General features: G+C 30.2%; 28 protein-coding genes. 17 read left to right on the top strand and 11 right to left on the bottom strand.

All coding sequences use genetic code 11. From position 1 onward, the window contains the following. The 6 genes from ACTT9D_RS01395 to ACTT9D_RS01370 form a co-directional block, all read left to right on the top strand. Nucleotides 1-726: SufB/SufD family protein (locus tag ACTT9D_RS01395; protein ID WP_440930097.1), on the top strand; the 726-nt coding region annotated here is incomplete at its 5' end. Continuing rightward, nucleotides 716-1933: an aminotransferase class V-fold PLP-dependent enzyme gene (locus ACTT9D_RS01390; protein WP_440930096.1), complete on the top strand. Its 1218-nt coding sequence runs from the start codon at nt 716-718 to the stop codon at nt 1931-1933. The genes ACTT9D_RS01395 and ACTT9D_RS01390, both read left to right, overlap by 11 nt. After that, nucleotides 1933-2397 (top strand): Fe-S cluster assembly sulfur transfer protein SufU, encoded by a 465-nt coding sequence (gene sufU / locus ACTT9D_RS01385; protein WP_440930095.1) that lies wholly within the window; start codon nt 1933-1935, stop codon nt 2395-2397. Before ACTT9D_RS01390 ends, sufU begins: the two co-directional genes overlap by 1 nt. A 3-nt stretch (nt 2398-2400) precedes the next feature. Then, nucleotides 2401-2697 (top strand): iron-sulfur cluster assembly protein, encoded by a 297-nt coding sequence (locus ACTT9D_RS01380; RefSeq protein WP_440930094.1) that lies wholly within the window; start codon nt 2401-2403, stop codon nt 2695-2697. Further along, on the top strand, nt 2697-3029 hold the full coding sequence (locus ACTT9D_RS01375; RefSeq protein ID WP_440930093.1) for a HesB/IscA family protein: 333 nt from the start codon (nt 2697-2699) through the stop codon (nt 3027-3029). Before ACTT9D_RS01380 ends, ACTT9D_RS01375 begins: the two co-directional genes overlap by 1 nt. A 77-nt stretch (nt 3030-3106) precedes the next feature. Beyond that, complete coding sequence (locus tag ACTT9D_RS01370) at nt 3107-3277, top strand: hypothetical protein (RefSeq protein WP_014952930.1); 171 nt, start codon at nt 3107-3109, stop codon at nt 3275-3277. Nucleotides 3278-3282: 5 nt separating this feature from the next. Here ACTT9D_RS01370 and glnA read toward each other — a convergent pair whose 3' ends face one another. Further along, nucleotides 3283-4689 carry a type I glutamate--ammonia ligase gene (gene glnA, locus ACTT9D_RS01365; RefSeq protein WP_014952931.1) on the bottom strand — a complete coding sequence of 469 codons (1407 nt, stop codon included), beginning with the start codon at nt 4687-4689 and terminating at the stop codon, nt 3283-3285. A 102-nt stretch (nt 4690-4791) separates the two neighbouring features. Between glnA and ACTT9D_RS01360 the strand changes: the two genes are divergently transcribed. Further along, entirely contained in the window at nt 4792-5274 is a 483-nt protein-coding gene (locus ACTT9D_RS01360) for a YbaK/EbsC family protein (protein WP_440930092.1), read from the top strand. Beyond that, nucleotides 5271-6155 (top strand): DMT family transporter, encoded by an 885-nt coding sequence (locus ACTT9D_RS01355; protein WP_440930091.1) that lies wholly within the window; start codon nt 5271-5273, stop codon nt 6153-6155. Before ACTT9D_RS01360 ends, ACTT9D_RS01355 begins: the two co-directional genes overlap by 4 nt. Here ACTT9D_RS01355 and ACTT9D_RS01350 read toward each other — a convergent pair. The 3 genes from ACTT9D_RS01350 to ACTT9D_RS01340 are packed head-to-tail and all read right to left on the bottom strand — an operon-like array spanning nt 6152 to nt 8428. Beyond that, complete coding sequence (locus ACTT9D_RS01350) at nt 6152-7054, bottom strand: homocysteine S-methyltransferase family protein (RefSeq protein WP_440930090.1); 903 nt, start codon at nt 7052-7054, stop codon at nt 6152-6154. The two genes, ACTT9D_RS01355 and ACTT9D_RS01350, sit on opposite strands and share 4 nt — an antisense overlap. After that, a complete protein-coding gene (locus ACTT9D_RS01345; RefSeq protein WP_440930089.1) occupies nt 7055-7645 on the bottom strand; it encodes a putative 2OG-Fe(II) oxygenase in 591 nt (196 codons plus the stop codon). 36 nt (nt 7646-7681) lie between these two features. Next, on the bottom strand, nt 7682-8428 hold the full coding sequence (locus ACTT9D_RS01340; RefSeq protein WP_440930088.1) for a sulfite exporter TauE/SafE family protein: 747 nt from the start codon (nt 8426-8428) through the stop codon (nt 7682-7684). Between the two features lie 9 nt (nt 8429-8437). Here ACTT9D_RS01340 and moaB point away from each other — a divergent pair, with 9 nt between their 5' ends. After that, nucleotides 8438-8938 (top strand): molybdenum cofactor biosynthesis protein B, encoded by a 501-nt coding sequence (gene moaB / locus ACTT9D_RS01335; protein ID WP_440930087.1) that lies wholly within the window; start codon nt 8438-8440, stop codon nt 8936-8938. On the opposite strand, the gene ACTT9D_RS01330 is transcribed toward moaB, so the two are convergent. Together ACTT9D_RS01330 and ACTT9D_RS01325 are read right to left on the bottom strand one after the other, a co-directional pair. Then, a complete protein-coding gene (locus tag ACTT9D_RS01330) occupies nt 8919-9338 on the bottom strand; it encodes a YqaA family protein (protein ID WP_440930086.1) in 420 nt (139 codons plus the stop codon). The genes moaB and ACTT9D_RS01330 overlap by 20 nt on opposite strands. 14 nt (nt 9339-9352) lie before the next feature. Further along, a complete protein-coding gene (locus tag ACTT9D_RS01325; RefSeq protein WP_440930085.1) occupies nt 9353-9598 on the bottom strand; it encodes a DUF1244 domain-containing protein in 246 nt (81 codons plus the stop codon). Between the two features lie 22 nt (nt 9599-9620). Here ACTT9D_RS01325 and ACTT9D_RS01320 point away from each other — a divergent pair, with 22 nt between their 5' ends. From ACTT9D_RS01320 to ACTT9D_RS01285, 8 genes are all read left to right on the top strand, one after another. Continuing rightward, nucleotides 9621-10202 (top strand): SRPBCC family protein, encoded by a 582-nt coding sequence (locus tag ACTT9D_RS01320; protein ID WP_440930084.1) that lies wholly within the window; start codon nt 9621-9623, stop codon nt 10200-10202. A 136-nt stretch (nt 10203-10338) separates the two neighbouring features. Beyond that, nucleotides 10339-10800 (top strand): (2Fe-2S)-binding protein, encoded by a 462-nt coding sequence (locus ACTT9D_RS01315; protein WP_440930083.1) that lies wholly within the window; start codon nt 10339-10341, stop codon nt 10798-10800. 21 nt (nt 10801-10821) lie between these two features. Continuing rightward, entirely contained in the window at nt 10822-13200 is a 2379-nt protein-coding gene (locus ACTT9D_RS01310; RefSeq protein WP_440930082.1) for a xanthine dehydrogenase family protein molybdopterin-binding subunit, read from the top strand. Between the two features lie 11 nt (nt 13201-13211). Further along, nucleotides 13212-13997 (top strand): FAD binding domain-containing protein, encoded by a 786-nt coding sequence (locus tag ACTT9D_RS01305; protein ID WP_014952944.1) that lies wholly within the window; start codon nt 13212-13214, stop codon nt 13995-13997. A 21-nt stretch (nt 13998-14018) separates the two neighbouring features. After that, nucleotides 14019-14348 (top strand): XdhC family protein, encoded by a 330-nt coding sequence (locus tag ACTT9D_RS01300; protein WP_440930081.1) that lies wholly within the window; start codon nt 14019-14021, stop codon nt 14346-14348. Then, on the top strand, nt 14348-15355 hold the full coding sequence (locus ACTT9D_RS01295) for a fatty acid desaturase (RefSeq protein WP_440930080.1): 1008 nt from the start codon (nt 14348-14350) through the stop codon (nt 15353-15355). Before ACTT9D_RS01300 ends, ACTT9D_RS01295 begins: the two co-directional genes overlap by 1 nt. Further along, nucleotides 15336-16016, top strand: a complete 681-nt coding sequence (locus ACTT9D_RS01290; RefSeq protein WP_440930079.1) for an XdhC family protein — start codon at nt 15336-15338, stop codon at nt 16014-16016. The genes ACTT9D_RS01295 and ACTT9D_RS01290 overlap by 20 nt, the downstream gene beginning before the upstream one ends. Further along, a complete protein-coding gene (locus ACTT9D_RS01285; RefSeq protein WP_440930078.1) occupies nt 16013-16582 on the top strand; it encodes a nucleotidyltransferase family protein in 570 nt (189 codons plus the stop codon). The genes ACTT9D_RS01290 and ACTT9D_RS01285 overlap by 4 nt, the downstream gene beginning before the upstream one ends. On the opposite strand, the gene ACTT9D_RS01280 is transcribed toward ACTT9D_RS01285, so the two are convergent. The 5 genes from ACTT9D_RS01280 to ACTT9D_RS01260 are packed head-to-tail and all read right to left on the bottom strand — an operon-like array spanning nt 16568 to nt 19217. Beyond that, a complete protein-coding gene (locus ACTT9D_RS01280; protein WP_440930077.1) occupies nt 16568-17149 on the bottom strand; it encodes a sulfite oxidase heme-binding subunit YedZ in 582 nt (193 codons plus the stop codon). The two genes, ACTT9D_RS01285 and ACTT9D_RS01280, sit on opposite strands and share 15 nt — an antisense overlap. Continuing rightward, nucleotides 17149-18042 (bottom strand): protein-methionine-sulfoxide reductase catalytic subunit MsrP, encoded by an 894-nt coding sequence (msrP, locus tag ACTT9D_RS01275; RefSeq protein WP_440930076.1) that lies wholly within the window; start codon nt 18040-18042, stop codon nt 17149-17151. Before msrP ends, ACTT9D_RS01280 begins: the two co-directional genes overlap by 1 nt. Then, complete coding sequence (locus tag ACTT9D_RS01270) at nt 18029-18481, bottom strand: molybdopterin synthase catalytic subunit (protein WP_440930075.1); 453 nt, start codon at nt 18479-18481, stop codon at nt 18029-18031. Before ACTT9D_RS01270 ends, msrP begins: the two co-directional genes overlap by 14 nt. After that, nucleotides 18481-18750 carry a molybdopterin biosynthesis protein MoeD gene (locus ACTT9D_RS01265; protein ID WP_440930074.1) on the bottom strand — a complete coding sequence of 90 codons (270 nt, stop codon included), beginning with the start codon at nt 18748-18750 and terminating at the stop codon, nt 18481-18483. Before ACTT9D_RS01265 ends, ACTT9D_RS01270 begins: the two co-directional genes overlap by 1 nt. Beyond that, the gene (locus ACTT9D_RS01260) at nt 18747-19217 is read right to left on the bottom strand and encodes a thioesterase family protein (RefSeq protein WP_440930073.1); all 471 of its coding nucleotides are present in this window, start codon (nt 19215-19217) and stop codon (nt 18747-18749) included. Before ACTT9D_RS01260 ends, ACTT9D_RS01265 begins: the two co-directional genes overlap by 4 nt. Nucleotides 19218-19219 lie beyond the last annotated feature (2 nt).

Here is a 19219-nt window from a genome sequence, read left to right as displayed (position 1 = left end):
AAAGATAGTTCATTAAAAATTATTAATTTATCAAATGAAAATTCAATAAATAGTTTTTCAAATAATAGTCAGAACATTTATTTGAGTGATAATGCTATTTTAAAATTTTATTCTTTAAATTACAAAAATAATACGAATATGAATTATTCATTTAGTAATATTGATTTGAATAAAAATAGTCATTGTGAATATTTTATTCTATCAGCTGGAGCAAAGTTTTTGAAAAATGAAATAAATTGCTCACTAAATAAAGATCATGGATCTATTTTTATTAATGGAATTATTAATCTTGAGAATGAGAACCATCACGAGATAAAGACAGTAGTTAATCACAATGAGGAAAACTGCAAAAGTTATCAACTAATAAAATGTGTATTAAACGATAGTTCAAAAGGGATTTATCAAGGAAAGATTTTTGTGGATTCTAAAGCTCAAAAAACTGATGGATATCAACTTAGTAGAGCGCTGCTTTTAAATGAAGACACAGAGTTTAATGCAAAACCAGAACTTGAAATATACGCAGATGATGTAAAGTGCTCGCATGGCTCAACTTCAGGTAATATTGATGAAAATTCAATTTTCTATCTTATGTCTAGAGGACTGACTTACAAACAATCAAAACAATTATTGATTAATGGCTATGTGGCTGAAGTAGTTGAAAAAATTACAGATAACGACATTAAAGATTTTGTTAAAAAATTATTAGGAATAAGCGATGAATATTAAGGATATTAAAAAAGAGTTTCCAATTTTTGACGAAAAAATTCAAAATAATGATCTCGTTTATTTAGATAGCGCAAACTCTTCTCAAAAACCAAAAATAGTATTAGATCGAATTAATGAATTTTATTCAAAGCAATTTTCAAATGTGGGAAGGAGTGTTCATTATTTGGCTGTTGCAGCTACAAATTTGTATGAAAATACAAGGACTTCTGTCCAAAAGTACATAAATGCTAAAGATAAAAATGAAATTGTATTCACTAAAGGGGCTACAGAGGCACTAAATTTAGTTGCTAATACATTGGGTCAAACAGTGCTTGAACCTGGAGATGAGGTAATTATTACTGAATTAGAACATCATTCAAATTATGTTCCCTGGCATTTTTTAAGAAAATCAAAAAATATTAAAATTAATTTTGCTGAGATAAATGAAGATGGAGAGGTCCCAATCGAGAATATTGAAAAATTAATTACTAATAAAACAAAAGTAATTTCAATTACTCATTTGTCAAATGTGACAGGCGCAATACTCCCAATTAAAGAAATAACTCAATTAGCTCATTCAAAAGGTATCATTGTTGTTGTTGATGGTTGTCAGGGGGCTCCTCATTTAAAATTAGATATGCAAGATTTGGATTGCGATTTTTATGCAATTTCTTGTCATAAAATGTATGGGCCTACTGGCTTAGGTGTTTTGTATGGCAAAAAAAAATGGTTAGAGCAATTACCTCCTTATCAAGGAGGAGGTGGAATGATCAGAGAAGTAAAGAAAGATAGAATTACGTATGGAGATTTACCAAACAAATATGAAGCTGGCACAATGGCTACTGCTCAAGTGATAGCATTTGATCAGTCAATAAAATTTCTTGAAGCAATAGGTATTGAAAACATTATGAAACATGAAAAAGAATTAGTTGAATATGGTCAGGAAATTTTGAAAAAAAATAATTCTGTAAAATTATTAGGTAACCCTAAGAATAAAGGGGGTGTTCTTTCATTTACAATCGAAGGAGTACATCCACATGATATAGCAACAATATTAGATGAAGATGGTGTTGCTATAAGAGCTGGACATCACTGTTGTCAAGTTCTTCATGACAAATTAGAAATACCAGCAAGCGCAAGAGCTTCTTTGGGTGTTTATAATACTAAAGATGATTTAGATAAACTAAATGAGGCTATTAATAATTGTAAAAAGGTTTTTAACATATAATGAACTTAAAAGAATTATATCAAGAAATAATTTTAGATCATGGTAAAAATCCAAGAAATCTAAGAAAGACAGAAAATTTTAATAAAGATGCAAAAGGAAATAATCCATTATGTGGAGACAATGTTCATGTCTATTTGAAATTAAATGAAAATAAAAAAGTTGAAGATATTTCTTTTGAGGGAAGTGGTTGTGCTATTTCAATGGCTTCAGCATCAATCATGACTGATCTAGTTAGAGGAAAAGAAGAAGTTGAAGTTAAAGAGATAGTTGAAGATTTTTTAGGAATGATAAAAGAAAATCCTGATTTAAAATCAGATAAACTTAAAGAAGATGAAAAAACAAAATTAATGTGTTTGTCAGGAGTAAAGCAGTATCCAATGAGAGTTAAATGTGCAACATTATCATGGCATACACTTGTTTCAGCAATTGATAACAAACAAGAAGAAATAAATACTGAAAATTAAATTATGAATATAAAAGAAAAAATCATAGAAGAGATTAGAAAAATTTATGATCCTGAGTTACCTGTAAATATTTATGAACTTGGATTAATCTATGACATTCAAGTTGAAGATAAGAAAGCAAAAATTAAAATGACATTAACAACACCAAATTGTCCTGTGGCTGAAAGTTTACCTAAAGAAGTTAAAGACGGAGCAATGCAAGTAGAGGAAATAGAAGATGTTGATCTTGAGTTAGTATGGGACCCACCTTGGACAAAAGATATGATGTCAGAGGCTGCTAAATTGGAGTTAAATTTGTAATGACACAAATTATTAAGCTAAGTGATAACGCAGCGGATAGAATTAAAGAAATTATGTCTAACGCTGAAAAAGACGCTTTAGGTGTAAGAGTTTCTGTAAAATCAGGTGGTTGTGCTGGAATGTCTTATGTGATGGAATACACTAAAGAAGCTAATCCAGCAGACGAGATTGTAGAAGAAAAAGGTGTTAAAGTTTTTATAGACTCTGCAGCTGTTCTTTATCTTTTAGGCACAGAAATGGACTATAAAAAAGAGGAATTTTCCTCATCTTTTGTATTTAATAATCCAAATGAAACTGAAAGATGCGGTTGTGGAGAGTCTTTTAAGGTCTAAAAAACCTTAGGTTGAATTGTCCCACTTATAGCATAGCAGTATTGCATTATATGCATATCTGATGTAATATCTGAATCATGAACAAATTTGAATTTAAAAACTTAGTTAAATCTTTAAGAGACACCTTAAAGCAAAAAACTTTTTTAAAGGATTTGCGTAAGGAAGTAGAAACTGGTGCTAACGGCACACAGGACTACGTTGTTAAAAAAGGTATTAACAAAGATACAGTTGCTACAACTAGACAGTAATTATATTAACTACTGTAGTACATCTCAAACTCTACAGGATGAGGTGCATGTTCAAACTTGTGAATTTCCTCAAACTTTAGAGCGATATAAGCATCAATCTGATCATCAGTAAATACTCCACCTTGAGTTAAGAATTCTCTATCTTTATCTAAACTCTCCATTGCTTCTCTTAAAGATCCACAAACAGTTGGAATTTTATTAACTTCTTCAGCTGGCAATTCATACAAATCTTTATCAAATGACTCACCTGGATGAATTTTATTTTTAATACCATCTAATCCAGCCATAAGCATAGCTGCAAAAGTTAGATAAGGATTACCAGCAGCATCTGGAAATCTAATTTCACATCTTGCACCTTTTTTACTCAATGTAATTGGTATACGACATGAAGCAGATCTATTTCTTGCTGAGTAAGCAAGTAATACTGGCGCTTCAAATCCTGGAATTAACCTTTTGTAACTGTTTGTTGTTGAGTTAGCAAAAGCATTAATTGCTTTAGCGTGTTTTAATATACCACCGATATAATGTAATGCAGTTTCAGATAATCCTGAATACGCATCTCCTGAGAATACTGGTGTATCACCTTTCCAAATTGATTGATGAATATGCATACCTGATCCATTATCACCAGCAACAGGCTTAGGCATAAACGTTGCAGTTTTTCCAAATGAATGAGTTACCATTTGTACAACATATTTATAAAGTTGAACATTATCTGCTTGATCAACTAATGTTCCAAAGTACATACCTAGCTCATGTTGACTTGGAGCTACTTCGTGGTGATGCTTTTCAACTTTTATACCAACATCTTTTAAGCTTTTTAAATATTCACCTCTCATGTCTTGTTCACTATCAACAGGAGGAACAGGGAAGTATCCACCTTTAACTCCAGGTCTGTGACCCATGTTTCCATTCTCGTATTCTTTACCTGAGTTATAAGGTCCTTCTTTACTGTCTATTTTAAATCCCGCTTCGTTCATATCATTTTTAATTCTTACATCATCAAAAACAAAAAATTCTGGCTCTGGACCAAAGAATGCTTTATCACCTATACCTGAAGCTTTTAGGTATTCTTCAGCTTTTTTAGCTACACCTCTTGGATCTCTTTCATAAGGAGTTTTCTTTATTGCATCTAAGATATCACAGAATAGAACTACTGTGTTATGTGATGTAAAAGGATCCATGAACATTCTAGAAGTATCTGGTTTTAAAATCATGTCTGACTCGTTAATTGCTTTCCAACCCGCAATTGATGAACCATCAAAAAACACACCCTCATTGATCATATCTTCATCAACAATTCCTGCATCCATTGTTAGGTGTTGTAATTTTCCTCTTGGATCTGTAAATCTTAGATCAACAAATTCAGCTTCTTTTTCTTTAATAAATTTTAAAACATTACTTGCACTCATTTTAACTCCTTTTGATTTTGGTGGTTCTTAGCAAAAAAAAGTTTATAAATATTGCTCTTTTAATAAATAACACCTATGCAAAAATTACATAGATAGCTAATTATGAATGCAATTTTAGATAAAGAACCTGTAAAAAGAGCAGAGAAATCACTTAAAACATTTGATGAAAAATTAGAAGTTGTTTGTCTTGAACAATCAGCTAGGACAGCACAAGATGCGGCTACAGCTTTGGGTTGTGAAGTAGGAGCTATTGTTAAAAGCCTATTGTTTAAAGCTGGAGACAAATTCATCCTCGGTTTAGTTGCTGGAGACAATAGGTGCTCTCTGAATAAATTAAAAAAGATACTTAATGAAAAAGATGTTTCAATGGCATCTCCAGAAGATGTTAAAGAAAATACAGGTTACACAATTGGTGGCGTGTCACCAGTTGGCCACCTAAAAGAATGTGATATTTATATAGATAAAAATCTAGAGAGATTTTCTGACATATTTGGTGCAGCAGGTCATCCTAATGCAGTATTTAAGATTAATTATAATGATTTACTAAAAATGACCAAAGGTAAAGCTGAAGATATAGTTGAATGAGAGAACCAAAATTAATTGATTACAGTTTATTGACACTGCTAGCAGTTATTTGGGCTTCTGCTTTTTTTAATATTAAAATTGCAACTTATTCATTTGGTCCCGTTACTATTGCTTTTTTAAGAGTTTTTTTTGGTGCTCTACCTGTATTGTTAATTTGTTATATTAACAAAATAAAGATAGAAGCTTTTTCTAAAGATTGGCAGTGGTTTGCATTAATAGGTTTTATAAACCTTGTTGCGCCTTTTTTCTTAATCGCATATGGCGTTAAATCTGTTCAAAGTAATTTAGCTGCAATTTTAATGTCTTCAACAACTTTAAGCTCAACTGTTCTTGGTCATTTTTATACCAAGAATGAAAAATTTAATTTTACTAGAACTATAGGAGTGTTAATTGGTTTTTCAGGTATCGTATATTTATTTTCTGATAATTTTTTAATCAATGAGAATAATTTTGGTTCTGCATTATTAATCTTATTAGGATCTACTTGTTATGTTATTGGAGGAGTTCTTACTTTAAAAATTAGTAAAAAGAAAAATGAAAATGTAACAGGTTCAATATTAATTTGGGCTACGATAATTTTAATACCTTTGGTATGTTTTATTGAACAACCTTGGAAAATTGTTCCAAGATTAGACTCGACTATCTCTGTAATTTATTTAGGTCTTGTTTCAACTGGAATTGCATGGTTATTAAGATTTAGAATTTTAACAACTAACGGATTAATCTTTCAGTCTCAAGTTTCATATTTAATTCCAATTTTTGGTGTTATTTTGAGTTACATCTTTTTAAAAGAATTAATTACAGTGAAAGTTTTAGTGGCATTAGTTGCTGTTATTATTGGAATTTATTTTGTAAAAAAAGCTGGGTTAACTAAAAGCTAAATTATTTTTTTAATAGCCTCTATGTGAGCAGGTGTTGTTTCACAACAGCCACCAAGTATTGTAGCACCACTCTCTTTGAATTTTTTGGCTATTTTAGCAATTACTTCTGGAGTTAAATCTTTTCTTTGTCCTAAAAATTCATTTGGATTACCATTACTTTTTCCATAACTAGCTGTGTATCCGTCTTTTGGTTGAGTTGTTTCAAAAGCATTAAACTTAAAACCACATGGGATATTTAAATTTTCAAGTTCATTAAAATTTTGTTCAAAGTTTTCAGGAGAAATACAAGTTAAAATTACTCCTAATAAATTTTCATCAAATACTTTTGTAATATCTGAAATTTTTTCTCCACTTGGAAGTTTAGTACCTTCAGATATATGTATTCCAATTAAATATGGTTTTTTAAATTCTTTGATAGCTTCTATCGCACATTCAAATTCTTTAATACTACTTAATACATGTAAGATAAAAAAATCTACATAAGGGTTAAGTATTTTTGCCTGTTCATTAAAACTTTTTGTAATTAAATCAGTCTCACGATTATCAGCCTCATAAGTAAAATTTTGTGGAGGTAACTCACCAGCAATTTTGATATGAGGATATTTTTCTTGAGCCTTTTTTGCTATTTCACCAGCTTTTTTATTAAGATATTCAAACTTATCTTCAACGCCATTATCTCTCAATCTTACTCTTCTTGTTGTGAATGTTGTTGTGCAAATTACATCGGCTCCTGATTTAATATAATCTAGATGTGTATTTAACAATAATTCATGATAATTTTTATCCAATAAAGCATTTGCACTCCATAAAGTTCCATTGGGCTTCATTCCTCTTGCTAAAAGTTCTTGACCCATACCACCATCAAGAATTCTTACTTTTTTAAAATAATCTATTTCCATTTATCTTTTATAAATTATTGAAGCATTAAATGAAAAAGACCTTCGCTCACCATCAACATTAAAAGGATATGCGGTGTGCATTAAATAATTTGGAAAAATAATTAAGTTTCCTACTTTCGGCACAAAGTTGAATATACTTTTATTCAAAAAACCTTTTTGTCCGTTAATAAAATCAATAGTTCCATTAGTTCTAATCTTCTTATTCTTAACATTCCTATTGATTGAAAAATTTTTAGGAAGTTTAAGATAACCAACCCCAGACAAGTCACCTTGATGATAATGAATAGGATTATATTCCCCTTTAAATTGTCTTACAATCCATAGAGATTTTATCTTAATATCTTTTACATTTTTCACATTTTCTTTATGGAGAAAATTTTTGATAATTTTTTTTAGTTCAGATGAAATATTTTGTTCAACAAATTTTTTTGAGAGAAGAACTTCATTTTTAATTTGGCTTGCAAGTTTTGATGAATAATCAATTTGTTTATATGAAGATTTTTTATCTAATTGATTATTTAACTTATTAATCAATCCTCTTGAAATTTTTGTTATCCCAATAGACGGTCCGAATGGTTTAATATTTTTCACACGTTTTAATTATAGTACTTTTTCGTATTATCAACCTTAACTTAATAATCTTAAACCTAATCTAATTGCCACAAATATAACTAATAGAGAGGTCATTACAGCAAGAATTTTATTGGATAAAAATCTAAGATTTAAGAGGTTCCCAAGTTGACCACCTATTAAAACAACAATAAAAAGAGGCCAGTAATTTAAAATCTCATTTATTACGTTTTCTTTTGTTAATTGACCCAATATTCCCGAAATAGAATTTATTAAAATAAAAAGAGATGCTGTTGTTGCAATTTGTTTTGGATACCCAGCTTTCATTAAAAAAAGTATTGGGCTTAAAAAAATTCCACCTCCTATACCGACTATACCTGAGATAAAGCCGAGCATTGAACCAATTAAGATAGATATAAAGTTATTAATTTTATTAATTTTTATATTTTCAGACTTAAAAGAATTACTATTTATTAATAGCAATATCCCAGCAACACTTAATACAAAAAATAATAAAATTTCAAAAATGTATTTATCAATATTTATTGAACCACCTAAGAAAGCAAACGGAATAGAACCTATTAAATAAGGAATTATTAATCTTCGATTTAGATTGCCAGCCCGCACATAATTAATTGAGTTTCCGGAAACAACGATAACGTTACAAAACAATGCTATTACTGGAAAGATATAATAAGGAACATCCCAAATAAGTAGAAGTGCTAAGTATGTTGAGCCACCGCCAAAGCCAACACTAGAGTACAAAATTGCAGTTACAAAGAATAATATAGATAGTATAAACATATTTATTTTATGAAAGTTAACATAGCATTATTAACAGTTACAGACACCAGAACTTTTGAAAATGATAAATCTGGTGGAATACTTGTAAAAAAAATTGAAGAAGCAAATCACAATCTAGCTGATAGAAAAATTTGTAAAGATAATAAAGAAGATATTAAATCAATAATTAATGAATGGATAAAAGAAAAAGATATAGATGTAATTATAACAACTGGTGGCACAGGTCTTACAGGAAGAGATATAACACCTGAAGCTTTAAATGATATTGCTGACAAACATATACCAGGATTTGGTGAAATGTTTAGATACATAAGTATTAAATCTGTGGGAACTTCATCTATTCAATCTAGAGCTTGTGCAGTATTAGCTAAAGGTAAATATATATTTGCTTTACCAGGTTCATCGGGTGGAGTTACTGATGCATGGGATGAGATATTAAAATATCAATTAGATATTAATCACAAGCCTTGTAATTTTGTTGAATTATTTCCTAGATTAAAAGAGAAATAAATAAGTATCTGGCAATTTTTCCAACACTTACAAGAATTATAAAAGTTAAAAATTTAGTTTTCATTGTCCCAGAAACAAATGTCAGCGGATCTCCAATTAATGGGACCCAAGCAAATAACAATGACCATTGTCCATATTTTTTAAACCATAAAGTAGATTTAGAAATTTGTTCATTGTTAAATGGAAACCAACTTTTACTTTGTAGTTTAATGAAATAAAATCCTAATAACCAATTAAAAACTGAGCCAAGAATATTTCCTAAGCTTGAAAATATAATTAACAAAGTTCGATTGTAACCTTCAATAGATAGCATTGAAGCTAACATTAATTCTGAAGAGAGAGGTAATATAGTTGCTGCTAAAAATGATATAGTAAATAAACTAAGATAACCAATTATCACTTTTAATTAGAAAATTACTTTTGATATTTCTCTTTCCACTCAGAGTAAGGCATTCCATAAACATGTTCTCTAGCATCTGGATCTGAAATAGTGATACCTTTTTTTTCTGCTTCTTCTCGGTACCATTTTGATAAACAATTTCGACAAAAGCCTGCAAGGTTCATTAGATCTATATTTTGAACATCTTTTCTGTTTCTTAAGTGATCTATCAATCTTTCAAAAGCGGCTGATTGAAGTTCTTTTTTTGTGTTCTCGTCCATAAAAATTATATATAAATACTTTATGAAACTTTCTGGATCTTATCAAATTAATTTACCTAAAGAAAAAGTGTGGGAAGCTTTAAATGATCCTGAAATATTAAAACAAGCTATACCTGGATGTGAAGAGTTTACAAAAAACTCTGACACAGAATTTACTGCAAAAGCTACAAATAAAATTGGCCCTTTTAATGCCAGCTTTACTGGAGATGTAGAACTAAAAGATTTAAATCCACCAAATAGTTACAAAATTTCAGGATCTGGAAATTCTCCAGTTGGTTTTGCATCAGGGGAAGCAAGCGTAAAGTTGGAGGATGAAAATGGAGGTACAAAATTAATATACGAGGTTGAGGCAAATGTTGGTGGAAAGATTGCACAAGTAGGCGCTAGACTGATTGATATGACTGCAAAAAAAATGGCTGATATTTTTTTTGGTAAATTTTCAGAACTAATTACACCTTCAGATAGCGAAGAAAGCGCAAATCAAAAACAATCTGATGAAAAAAATTTAACAGATTCATCCAACAAAAAATCATCAAACCAAAAAATATACATTTATGTTGGTATTGGTTTAGCTGTGGCAATTATCGCTTATTTAATTTTCTAATTAGTTAATATTTCCTCAATTTTTTAATATTTATCTCTACCCTAGGTAGTAATGCATCCAATTTATCAATTGCTTCTCTATATTAGTTATGATCAGATGTCTGTTAGGGAATAAGGTAATAGAGAAGGAGTAATTAATGACTAAAGTAACTTTAGAAGTTAATGGCAAAAAGGTAACAAAAGAAGTACCAGACCATACGCTTTTATCAGTGTTTTTAAGGGATAACCTAAATTTAACAGGAACACACGTTGGCTGTGATACAAGTCAATGTGGAGCTTGTGTTGTTCATGTAGATGGAAAATCTATAAAAAGTTGTTCAACATTAGCAGCAGATATTGATGGTTCGAAAGTAACCACAATTGAAGGTTTAGCTAAGGATGGAAAAATGCATCCAATGCAAGAAGCATTTAAAAAAACTCATGGGTTACAATGTGGGTATTGCACACCAGGAATGGTTATGAGTGCAGTAGATTTGTTACAAACAAAAAAAAATCCTAGTGAAAAAGAAATTAGAGAGTGGTTAGAAGGTAACATATGCAGATGCACAGGTTATCAAAATATTGTTGCTGCAGTTAAAGAAGCATCAACAAAAATGTAATTAAGATAAGGAGAAAATAAAATGCCAAGTTTAGTAGGATCAAGAGTTGAAAGAAAAGAGGATAAAAGATTTTTAACAGGAAAAGGAAGATACACAGCTGATATCAATATAGCTAATCAGACTTATGCTGTGTTTGTTAGATCTCCACATGCGAGAGCAAAAATTAAAAAAGTAGATACATCAAAAGCATTAAAGTCTTCTGGTGTCGTGTCTGTATTAACAGGAAAAGAAATAGCAGAAGATAAAATTGGAGGACTAATAGCAGGTTGGGCTATTAGAAGTGAAGATGGTTCAGAAATGAAAGTGCCTGCAAATCCACCATTAGCAGGTGAAGTTGCAAACTTTGTTGGTGAACCTGTTGCTGTAGTTTTTGCTGAAACATTAGATGAAGCAAAAGCAGGTGCAGAAAAAGTTGAAGTTGATTACAAAGTTTTAAAAGCAGTTGTAGATCCAGCTGAAACAATGAACAGTGAGGCTATTCATGATGGAATAGATAAAAATCTTTGTTATGACTGGTTGTTAGGAGATAGAAAAGCTGTTGATGAAGCTTTTGCAAAAGCTGACAAAATTATCAAAGTTGATTTAATTAATAATAGATTAGTTCCAAATGCAATGGAACCAAGAGCTTGTGTTGTTGATTACAATACAGCATCTGAGGAAATAACTTTGTATACGACAAGTCAAAACCCTCATCTATCAAGATTAGTAATGTCTGCATTTGGTGGTGTTGCTCCAGAAAACAAATTAAGAGTAGTTGCACCAGATGTTGGAGGTGGATTTGGTTCTAAAATTAATGTTTACAATGAAGAGATAGTTTGTAGTTGGGCATCAAAAAAAATTGAAAGACCAATTAAATGGGTTGCAGAAAGAACTGAGTCTTTCTTGACTGATACTCACGGAAGAGATCACGTAACACATGCTGAACTTGCTGTAACAAATGATGGTAAGTTTTTAGGTTTTAAAAATGAAACTATTGCAAACCTAGGTGCTTATGCAAGAGTGTTTGGAACAGTAACCCCAACATATCTATTTGGACCTTGTGCAACAGGTGTATACGTAATTCCAGCTGCATACTCAAATGTAAAAGCAGTTTATACAAACACAGCACCAGTTGATGCATACAGAGGTGCTGGAAGACCAGAAGCAACTTACACTATCGAGAGATTAGTAGAAAAAGCTGCAATGGAACTTGGAATTGATAAAATTGAGTTGAGAAAAAGAAACTTCCCAACTGAATTTCCATTTAAACAAACATTAGTTCATACAGTAGACTCAGGTGATTATGTTGCTGGTATTGAAAAAGCAAAAGAGATGGCAGATTATGCTGGCTTTGAAGCCAGAAGAAAACAATCTGAAGCTAATGGTAAGTTACGAGGTATTGGAGTTTCTTCTTATTTTGAAGCTTGTGGTATTGCGCCTTCAGCAGCAGTAATGTCACTTGGATGTGGAGTAGGTTTATGGGAATCTGCAGAAGTAAGATTTAATCCTACAGGTCAAGTCTCTGTATTTTCAGGTTCACACAGTCATGGACAAAGTCATGACACTACATTTGCTCAAATTGCAGCAGATGAATTAGGTGTACCAATTGAAAATATTGATCTAGTTCACGGAGATACAGATAAGAGTACATTTGGTATGGGTACTTATGGTTCAAGATCACTTGCAGTAGGTGGTATTGCAATTGTAAATGCTTGTAAAAAGATAGTTGCAAAAGGTAAAAGAGTTGCAGCTAAAATGCTTGAAGTTAGTGAAGACGAGATCGAGTTCAAAGATGGAGAGTTTATTGCTCTTAAATCTAATAAAAAGAAAACTATTGGTGAGATTGCTTTTGCATGTTACGTTCCAGGTCAAAGAGATGAAATGAAGTCTCCAATCCCTGAAGGAGATGAGCCAGGTTTAATTGAGTCTGCATTTTATGATCCACCAAACTTTTCTTTTCCAGCAGGTTCACACATTTGTGAAGTAGAAATAGATCCTGCAACTGGAAATGTGAAAGTTGAGAAATATACAGCGGTTGATGATTTTGGAAGAATAGTAAATCCAAATATCGTTGAAGGACAAGTTCATGGTGGATTAGCACAAGGAATTGGTCAAGCTTTGTATGAAAATACTAAGTACGATGAGACTGGTCAGTTAGTGACAGCATCTTACATGGATTATACAATGCCTAGAGCTGATAATTTCCCAGAGTTTAATCTAGGATTTACTTGTACACACGCAACATCAAATCCTTTAGGTGTTAAAGGATGTGGAGAAGCAGGTGCTATTGCTTCACCTCCAACTGTAATGAATGCAGTCATTGATGCATTGGGTGGCCAAGAAATTACAATGCCAGCTACACCTGAAAAAGTTTGGAAGGCTTGTAAGGCTCTTAAAAAATCTAACTCTAAAGCAGCTTAAGGAGGTTAATTATGAAATCATTTAATTATCACGCACCCAAAGATGTAAAAGAAGCATCTAAACTTGCATCTTCTAATTCTGCTTTTTTAGCAGGAGGAATGACTTCTATTCCTTCAATGAAGTTAGGGTTAGCAACTTATAAAGATGTAATTGATATAAAGAAAATAAGTAAACTTTCTGGCATCAAAGTAAGTGCTAAAACAGTTAAAATCGGAGCTACAACTAAGCATGCAGATGTTGCTTCATCAAAAGATGTTAAAAAAGCAATTCCTGCTCTAGCAAAACTTGCAGGTAATATTGGTGATGCACAAGTTAGGAATAGAGGAACAATAGGTGGCTCTATATCAAACAACGATCCATCAGCTTGTTATCCATCAGCTTGTATGGCTTTAAATGCAGTTATTCATACCAATGAAAGAAAAATTGAAGCAAGTAAATTTTTCAAAGGCATGTTTGAAACTGCTTTAAAAAAAGGTGAAATAGTTGAGGCAGTGGAGTTTGCTATTCCAGAAAAAGCTGATTATCAAAAACATCCTAATCCTGCATCAAGATATGCGATAGTGGGTGTGTTTGTTGCTAAACATAAAGATGGAGTTAATGTAGCTGTTACAGGAGCAAAATCTTGTGTTTACATTGATAAAGACTTATCAGGAAAACTTTCATCAGACTTTTCATCAGGTGCTATTGAAGGAATGGAACTTGATGATAGTGAAATGAACTCTGATATGCATGCGTCATCTGAATACAGAGCAAACCTAGTTTCATTATACGCTAAAAAAGCTGTTGAAGCTTGCTAGTATAGTTTTATATTTCATCAGATGAAAAATTCATTTGATGAAAAAATACTAGAAGAAGCGAATGATTGGATTAATACCAATCAAAAAGTTGTATTAGCTACAGTAATCCAAACTTGGGGATCATCCCCAAGACCTACTGGAAGCAGAATGATCATAAATGAAAAAGGTGATTTTTCAGGATCTGTTTCTGGAGGATGCGTAGAGTCTGCGGTAGTAAGAGAGTCTATGTCTTTAATAAAAGACAACAAACCATTCAAAAAATTAGATTTTAAAGTTTCTAATGAAAGTGCTTGGGAGATTGGTCTGGCTTGTGGTGGTGAAATAGCTGTTTATTTAGAGCAATTTAATTAATGCAAGTAGAGCTTAACAATTATTTTAAGTGCAAAATAGATAAATCTATTCTCAAAGAACTTTCACAAAAATCTGATATCAAAGGATTATTACATGTAAGTGGATACTTTATTATTTTATTAACTGTGGGTTTAGTTGCTTATTTTACATGGGGTACATATTGGTCAATTTTTTGGTTTTTAGTTTACGGAAATATATATAATTTTGTAAATGCAATTTGGCATGAAACTAGTCACAATACCGCTTTTAATTCAAAAGTTTTAAATTCAATTTTTTTTCATTTATCATCGTTTATGGCTATGTTCGAACCAACAAGGTGGAAGTTTACTCATTTTGTTCATCACAAAAATACATATTCAACAAAAGATCCCTATGATCATGAAATTTTATATGGCAATGATTTAAAAAAAACTCCAAAAAGTTTTTTAATTAACTGCATACCTTTTGCAGACTTGTTATATTTAAAAAATCACATTTCTTTTGAAATAATTAAGCATTCATTAGGTATTGAAACCAGAGTTATGAAAGAGTGTATTCCAGATAATGCAAAACCAAGAGCTATTTTAATTTCTAGGATTTATTTAACAATTTGGCTTTTAATAATATTTAGCTCAATAGTTTTTAAAACTTGGTTGCCTGTTTTGTTTTTGTTACTTCCAATATTTTATGGAAAAACTATGCATAGAATTGTTGCATTTGCCCAACATGCTGGCCTTGCTAGAAACGTAAAAGATCACAGATTATCTTCAAGGGATATGCATTTAAATCCAATATTGAGTTTTTTATATTGGAAAATGGAATATCATTGTGTTCATCACATATATCCAACTATTCCATCTTACAATTTAAAAAAATTGTATCATCATCTTGAAGATCAACTACCTAAAGCCAAAAATGGTTTAATTGAAACTTATAAAGAAATAATACCAGCATTATTGAAACAAAGAATTGATCCTAATTACAGCATCAATGTAAGATTAAATAAAAATGAAACAGTCACTGCTTAAAGAAATTATTAACCTAAAGAAACAAAAAAAAGAATTCGCAATAATTACAAATCTTGAGAATGGAAATTCTACAATTTACCATAATGACAATGAATTAACTGGAGAGTTTGAAAGTTATAAAGATCAGATAATAAATTTCTATAAATCAAAAAATAATGGTGTAATTGATGGAACAAATATTTTTGTTGAATCTTATGTAAGACCAATAAAAGTTGTGATTGTTGGAGCTGTACATATCGCACAATATTTAGTTGATTTTGCAAAAAGTTTAAATTTTGAAATTTCTATCATAGATCCAAGAGGATACTTTGCGTCTGAAAAAAGATTCCCCAATATGAAAATAATTAATAAATGGCCAGATGAAGCTTTTGAAGAATTAGATACAAACGAAAATACAGCACTAATTGCTTTAACACATGATCCAAAAATAGATGATCCTGCATTACAATATGGATTGAAAAATAAATTTTATTACATTGGTGCATTAGGAAGTAAAAAAACACACGCAAATAGATGTGAAAGATTGAAAGAAGCTGGATTTACTGAAGAGCAAATAAATTCAATACATGGACCAATAGGAATTAAACTTGGAGGTAAATCTGCACCTGAAATTGCTTTATCTATAATTGCTCAACTTGTCTCTGAAACTTACAAGAAATGATTACAGCAATCTTACTTGCTGCTGGTCAATCAAAAAGAATTCCTAAAGAAAATAAATTACTTAAAAATTTTAGAGGCAAAGTTCTAATAAATCATATTTTGAATCAATTAATAAAAAGCAAAGTAAAAAGAATTATAATTGTTTTGGGTCACGAACATTTATTAGTTAAAAAAGCAATAATAAAGAACAAAAAAATTCAATTTATATTAAATAAAAATTATAAATCTGGAATTGCATCATCAATAAAAACTGGCATTAAAAAAATCAATAAATTTTCTAAAGGTTTTTTAATAGTTCAATCTGATATGCCTTATATTAAAAAAACTCATATAAACAAAATCTATAACTCTATTGATAAAAAAGATAACCCTGTTCATCTACTTAAATATAAAAATAAAATTGGCAATCCAATTGGATTTAACTCATCAATAATGTCAAAATTTAAAAAAATTAAGGATGATGTTGGAGCAAAGTTTATGGTTAAACGATTAAAAAAAGATGCAGCTATAATTAATGTTAAGTCTGAAAAAATATTTAAAGATTTCGATAAATTAACTGATTTTTGAGAATAATTTAAAATTTATTCTAAATGCTAGTAAAACTAAAATTATAAATAGATAAATCAAAGGTTCTGTAAGATCCCTTTTTACCAACCAAATAAAATGAACTACAGCAAAAATTGCAATTACATAAGTTAATCTATGTAGTTTTTTCCAGTTATGTTTCAAAATACCCATCATTTTTTTTGATGATGTAATTGTAAGAGGAACTAATAACAGCCATGCAGCAAAACCTATGAAGATAAATTTTTTTGTAAGTATATCTTTTGAGATATTTTCTAAATCAAAACGATAATCTAGACCAACATAAGTCATTAAATGCAAAGATGCATAAAAAAAAGCAAATAAACCAAACATCCTTCGAAATGAAATCCAAATGTTTAAATTAGTAATTTTTTTTAATGGCGACATTGCAAGTGTAAATACAATAAACAATAATGCCCATTCACCAGTATGATGTGTAATTTCCTTAATTGGTTCAGGTCCTAAATTATTAGTGAATATTTTATAAACAATAATTATTAGTGGAATTAAACTAAGAAAAAATAATGACGGCTTATATATTTTTCTCATTAAAAGTTTTTCTTTAAATCCATACCGGAATAGAGATGAGCAACCTCATCGCCATATCCATTGAACATTAAAGTTTCTACTCTTGGAGAAAAAATATCACCATTAATAACTCTTTCAGTTGCTTGCGACCATCTTGGATGATTAACATTTGGATTTACATTAGAATAAAATCCATACTCCCTAGGTGATGCCCACATCCAGGCAGTCATTGGCATTTTTTTTACTAATTCTATTTTTACTAAAGCCTTTCCACTTTTAAATCCGTATTTCCATGGAATAAATATTCTTAGAGGAGCTCCATTTTGATTTGGTAATGGTTTTCCATATAATCCAGTTACAACTGTTGTTAAAGGGTGCATTGCTTCATCTAATCTTAATCCTTCAACGTATGGCCAATTTAAAACTGCTCGTCTTTGACCTACCATATTTTCAGGATCATAAACACTTGTGAATTTTACAAATTTAGCTTCTGGTTTAATCTTTACTTTTTTTAATAATTCACTTAGAGAAAAACCCATCCAAGGTATAATCATTGACCAACCTTCAACACATCTTAATCTTTGCACTCTTTCTTCTGATGGAAAAGAATTTAGAATTTCTTCTATAGATAAGTCTATAGGTTCTTCAACTTCACCTTCAATTCTTACAGACCATGGTCTTGTTTTAAAATCTTGAGATTTTTTATAAGGATCTCCTTTACCAGTACCAAACTCATAATAATTATTGTAGGTAGTTATATCTTTATATGAGGTTGGCTTAGATAAATCTGTATTAGCTAAAGCACTATTTGCAAAAGCAATACCACCAATTCCATAGCCTAAATTTTTTAAAAATTTTCTTCTATTATTATAAATTTTTTCTGGTGTGATTTCTGAATATTTAAATTTTTTCATTATTTATTGGATTACCTTTCAGCCATTTACTATCTTCATTTTCATAATGTTCTTTTTTCCAAATTGGTGATCTTTTTTTAATTTCCTCAATTATATATCTTGATAAGACATATGCTTGATCCCTGTGTTTACAAGCAACAGCGATAATAATACTCATCTCACCAAGTTTTACGTAACCTTTTACATGTTCAATATATACTGCTTTGTCTTTAATATTAAGTTTTTGTTCAGTTTCTTCATAGATTTCTTTAAAGCTTTTAATAACCATAGCATCATGGCTATCATATGTTATTCCTGTGACTTTTTTATTTTCATTAAAATCTCTGACTGTTCCAGTAAAGAAAATTGATGCCCCAAATTTTGATGAGGCAATAAATTTTTCAGCATTAGAAATTTCTATTTTTGCTTTTTCTGTGTCTATGATTTTAGTGTGAAGCATTAACCTCCTCCGATTGGAGGGATAATACCAATTTTTTGATCTTTTGTGATTTTATAATTGTCGCTTATAATTTCATTATCCTCAGAACAAAAAGCAGATGAATTAATTATTTTCTTAAAATTTTCATTTCCATTGAAAGTTTCATCAATAAAATTTAAGAGAATACCTTTAAAATCTTTAATTGTTATTTGAGATTTTAAATCAAATTCTAAAATATTTTTGTCACTGAAGTCTCTACTAGCACCAAATAATTCTAATATTATTTTCATTTCTTTAATTTAGATGAAAATTTTAAATTCTCATTAACAAATCTTGATTGATTTTTATTTATAAACTCATTCATTATTTTTAATTTTTCTTCTTCAAATTCTGAAACTTTACGAGTATTTAAATTCACATAAAGCGCTAGTGCTTCAAAAGTTGATGCTAAATACCCTTCTTTTTTGTTTATCATTTCCATTTTGTATTGAAGTCTTTTTTTATCATGATCAAAATATAATAAGTTTATGTCTACTTCATCATCAAGCTTAAGTTCTTGATTGTAAGTTATATTTGTTTCAACAATCATAGTGCTCATACCTGTATTTTTTGCAGACTCTTCACCCATCTTAAAAATTCTATTTAAATTATCTGCTCCAAACTTATCAAAAATTAAAAGATAATAAGCTACATTCATATGATCATTATAATCTATCCAATCTTTAATAATTTTTTGAGAACTAAGATGAACTGACATTT

The organism is Candidatus Pelagibacter sp. (assembly GCF_052049815.1).
Classification (GTDB): Bacteria; Pseudomonadota; Alphaproteobacteria; order Pelagibacterales; family Pelagibacteraceae; genus Pelagibacter.
This window is presented reverse-complemented; position numbering and strand designations above follow the sequence as displayed.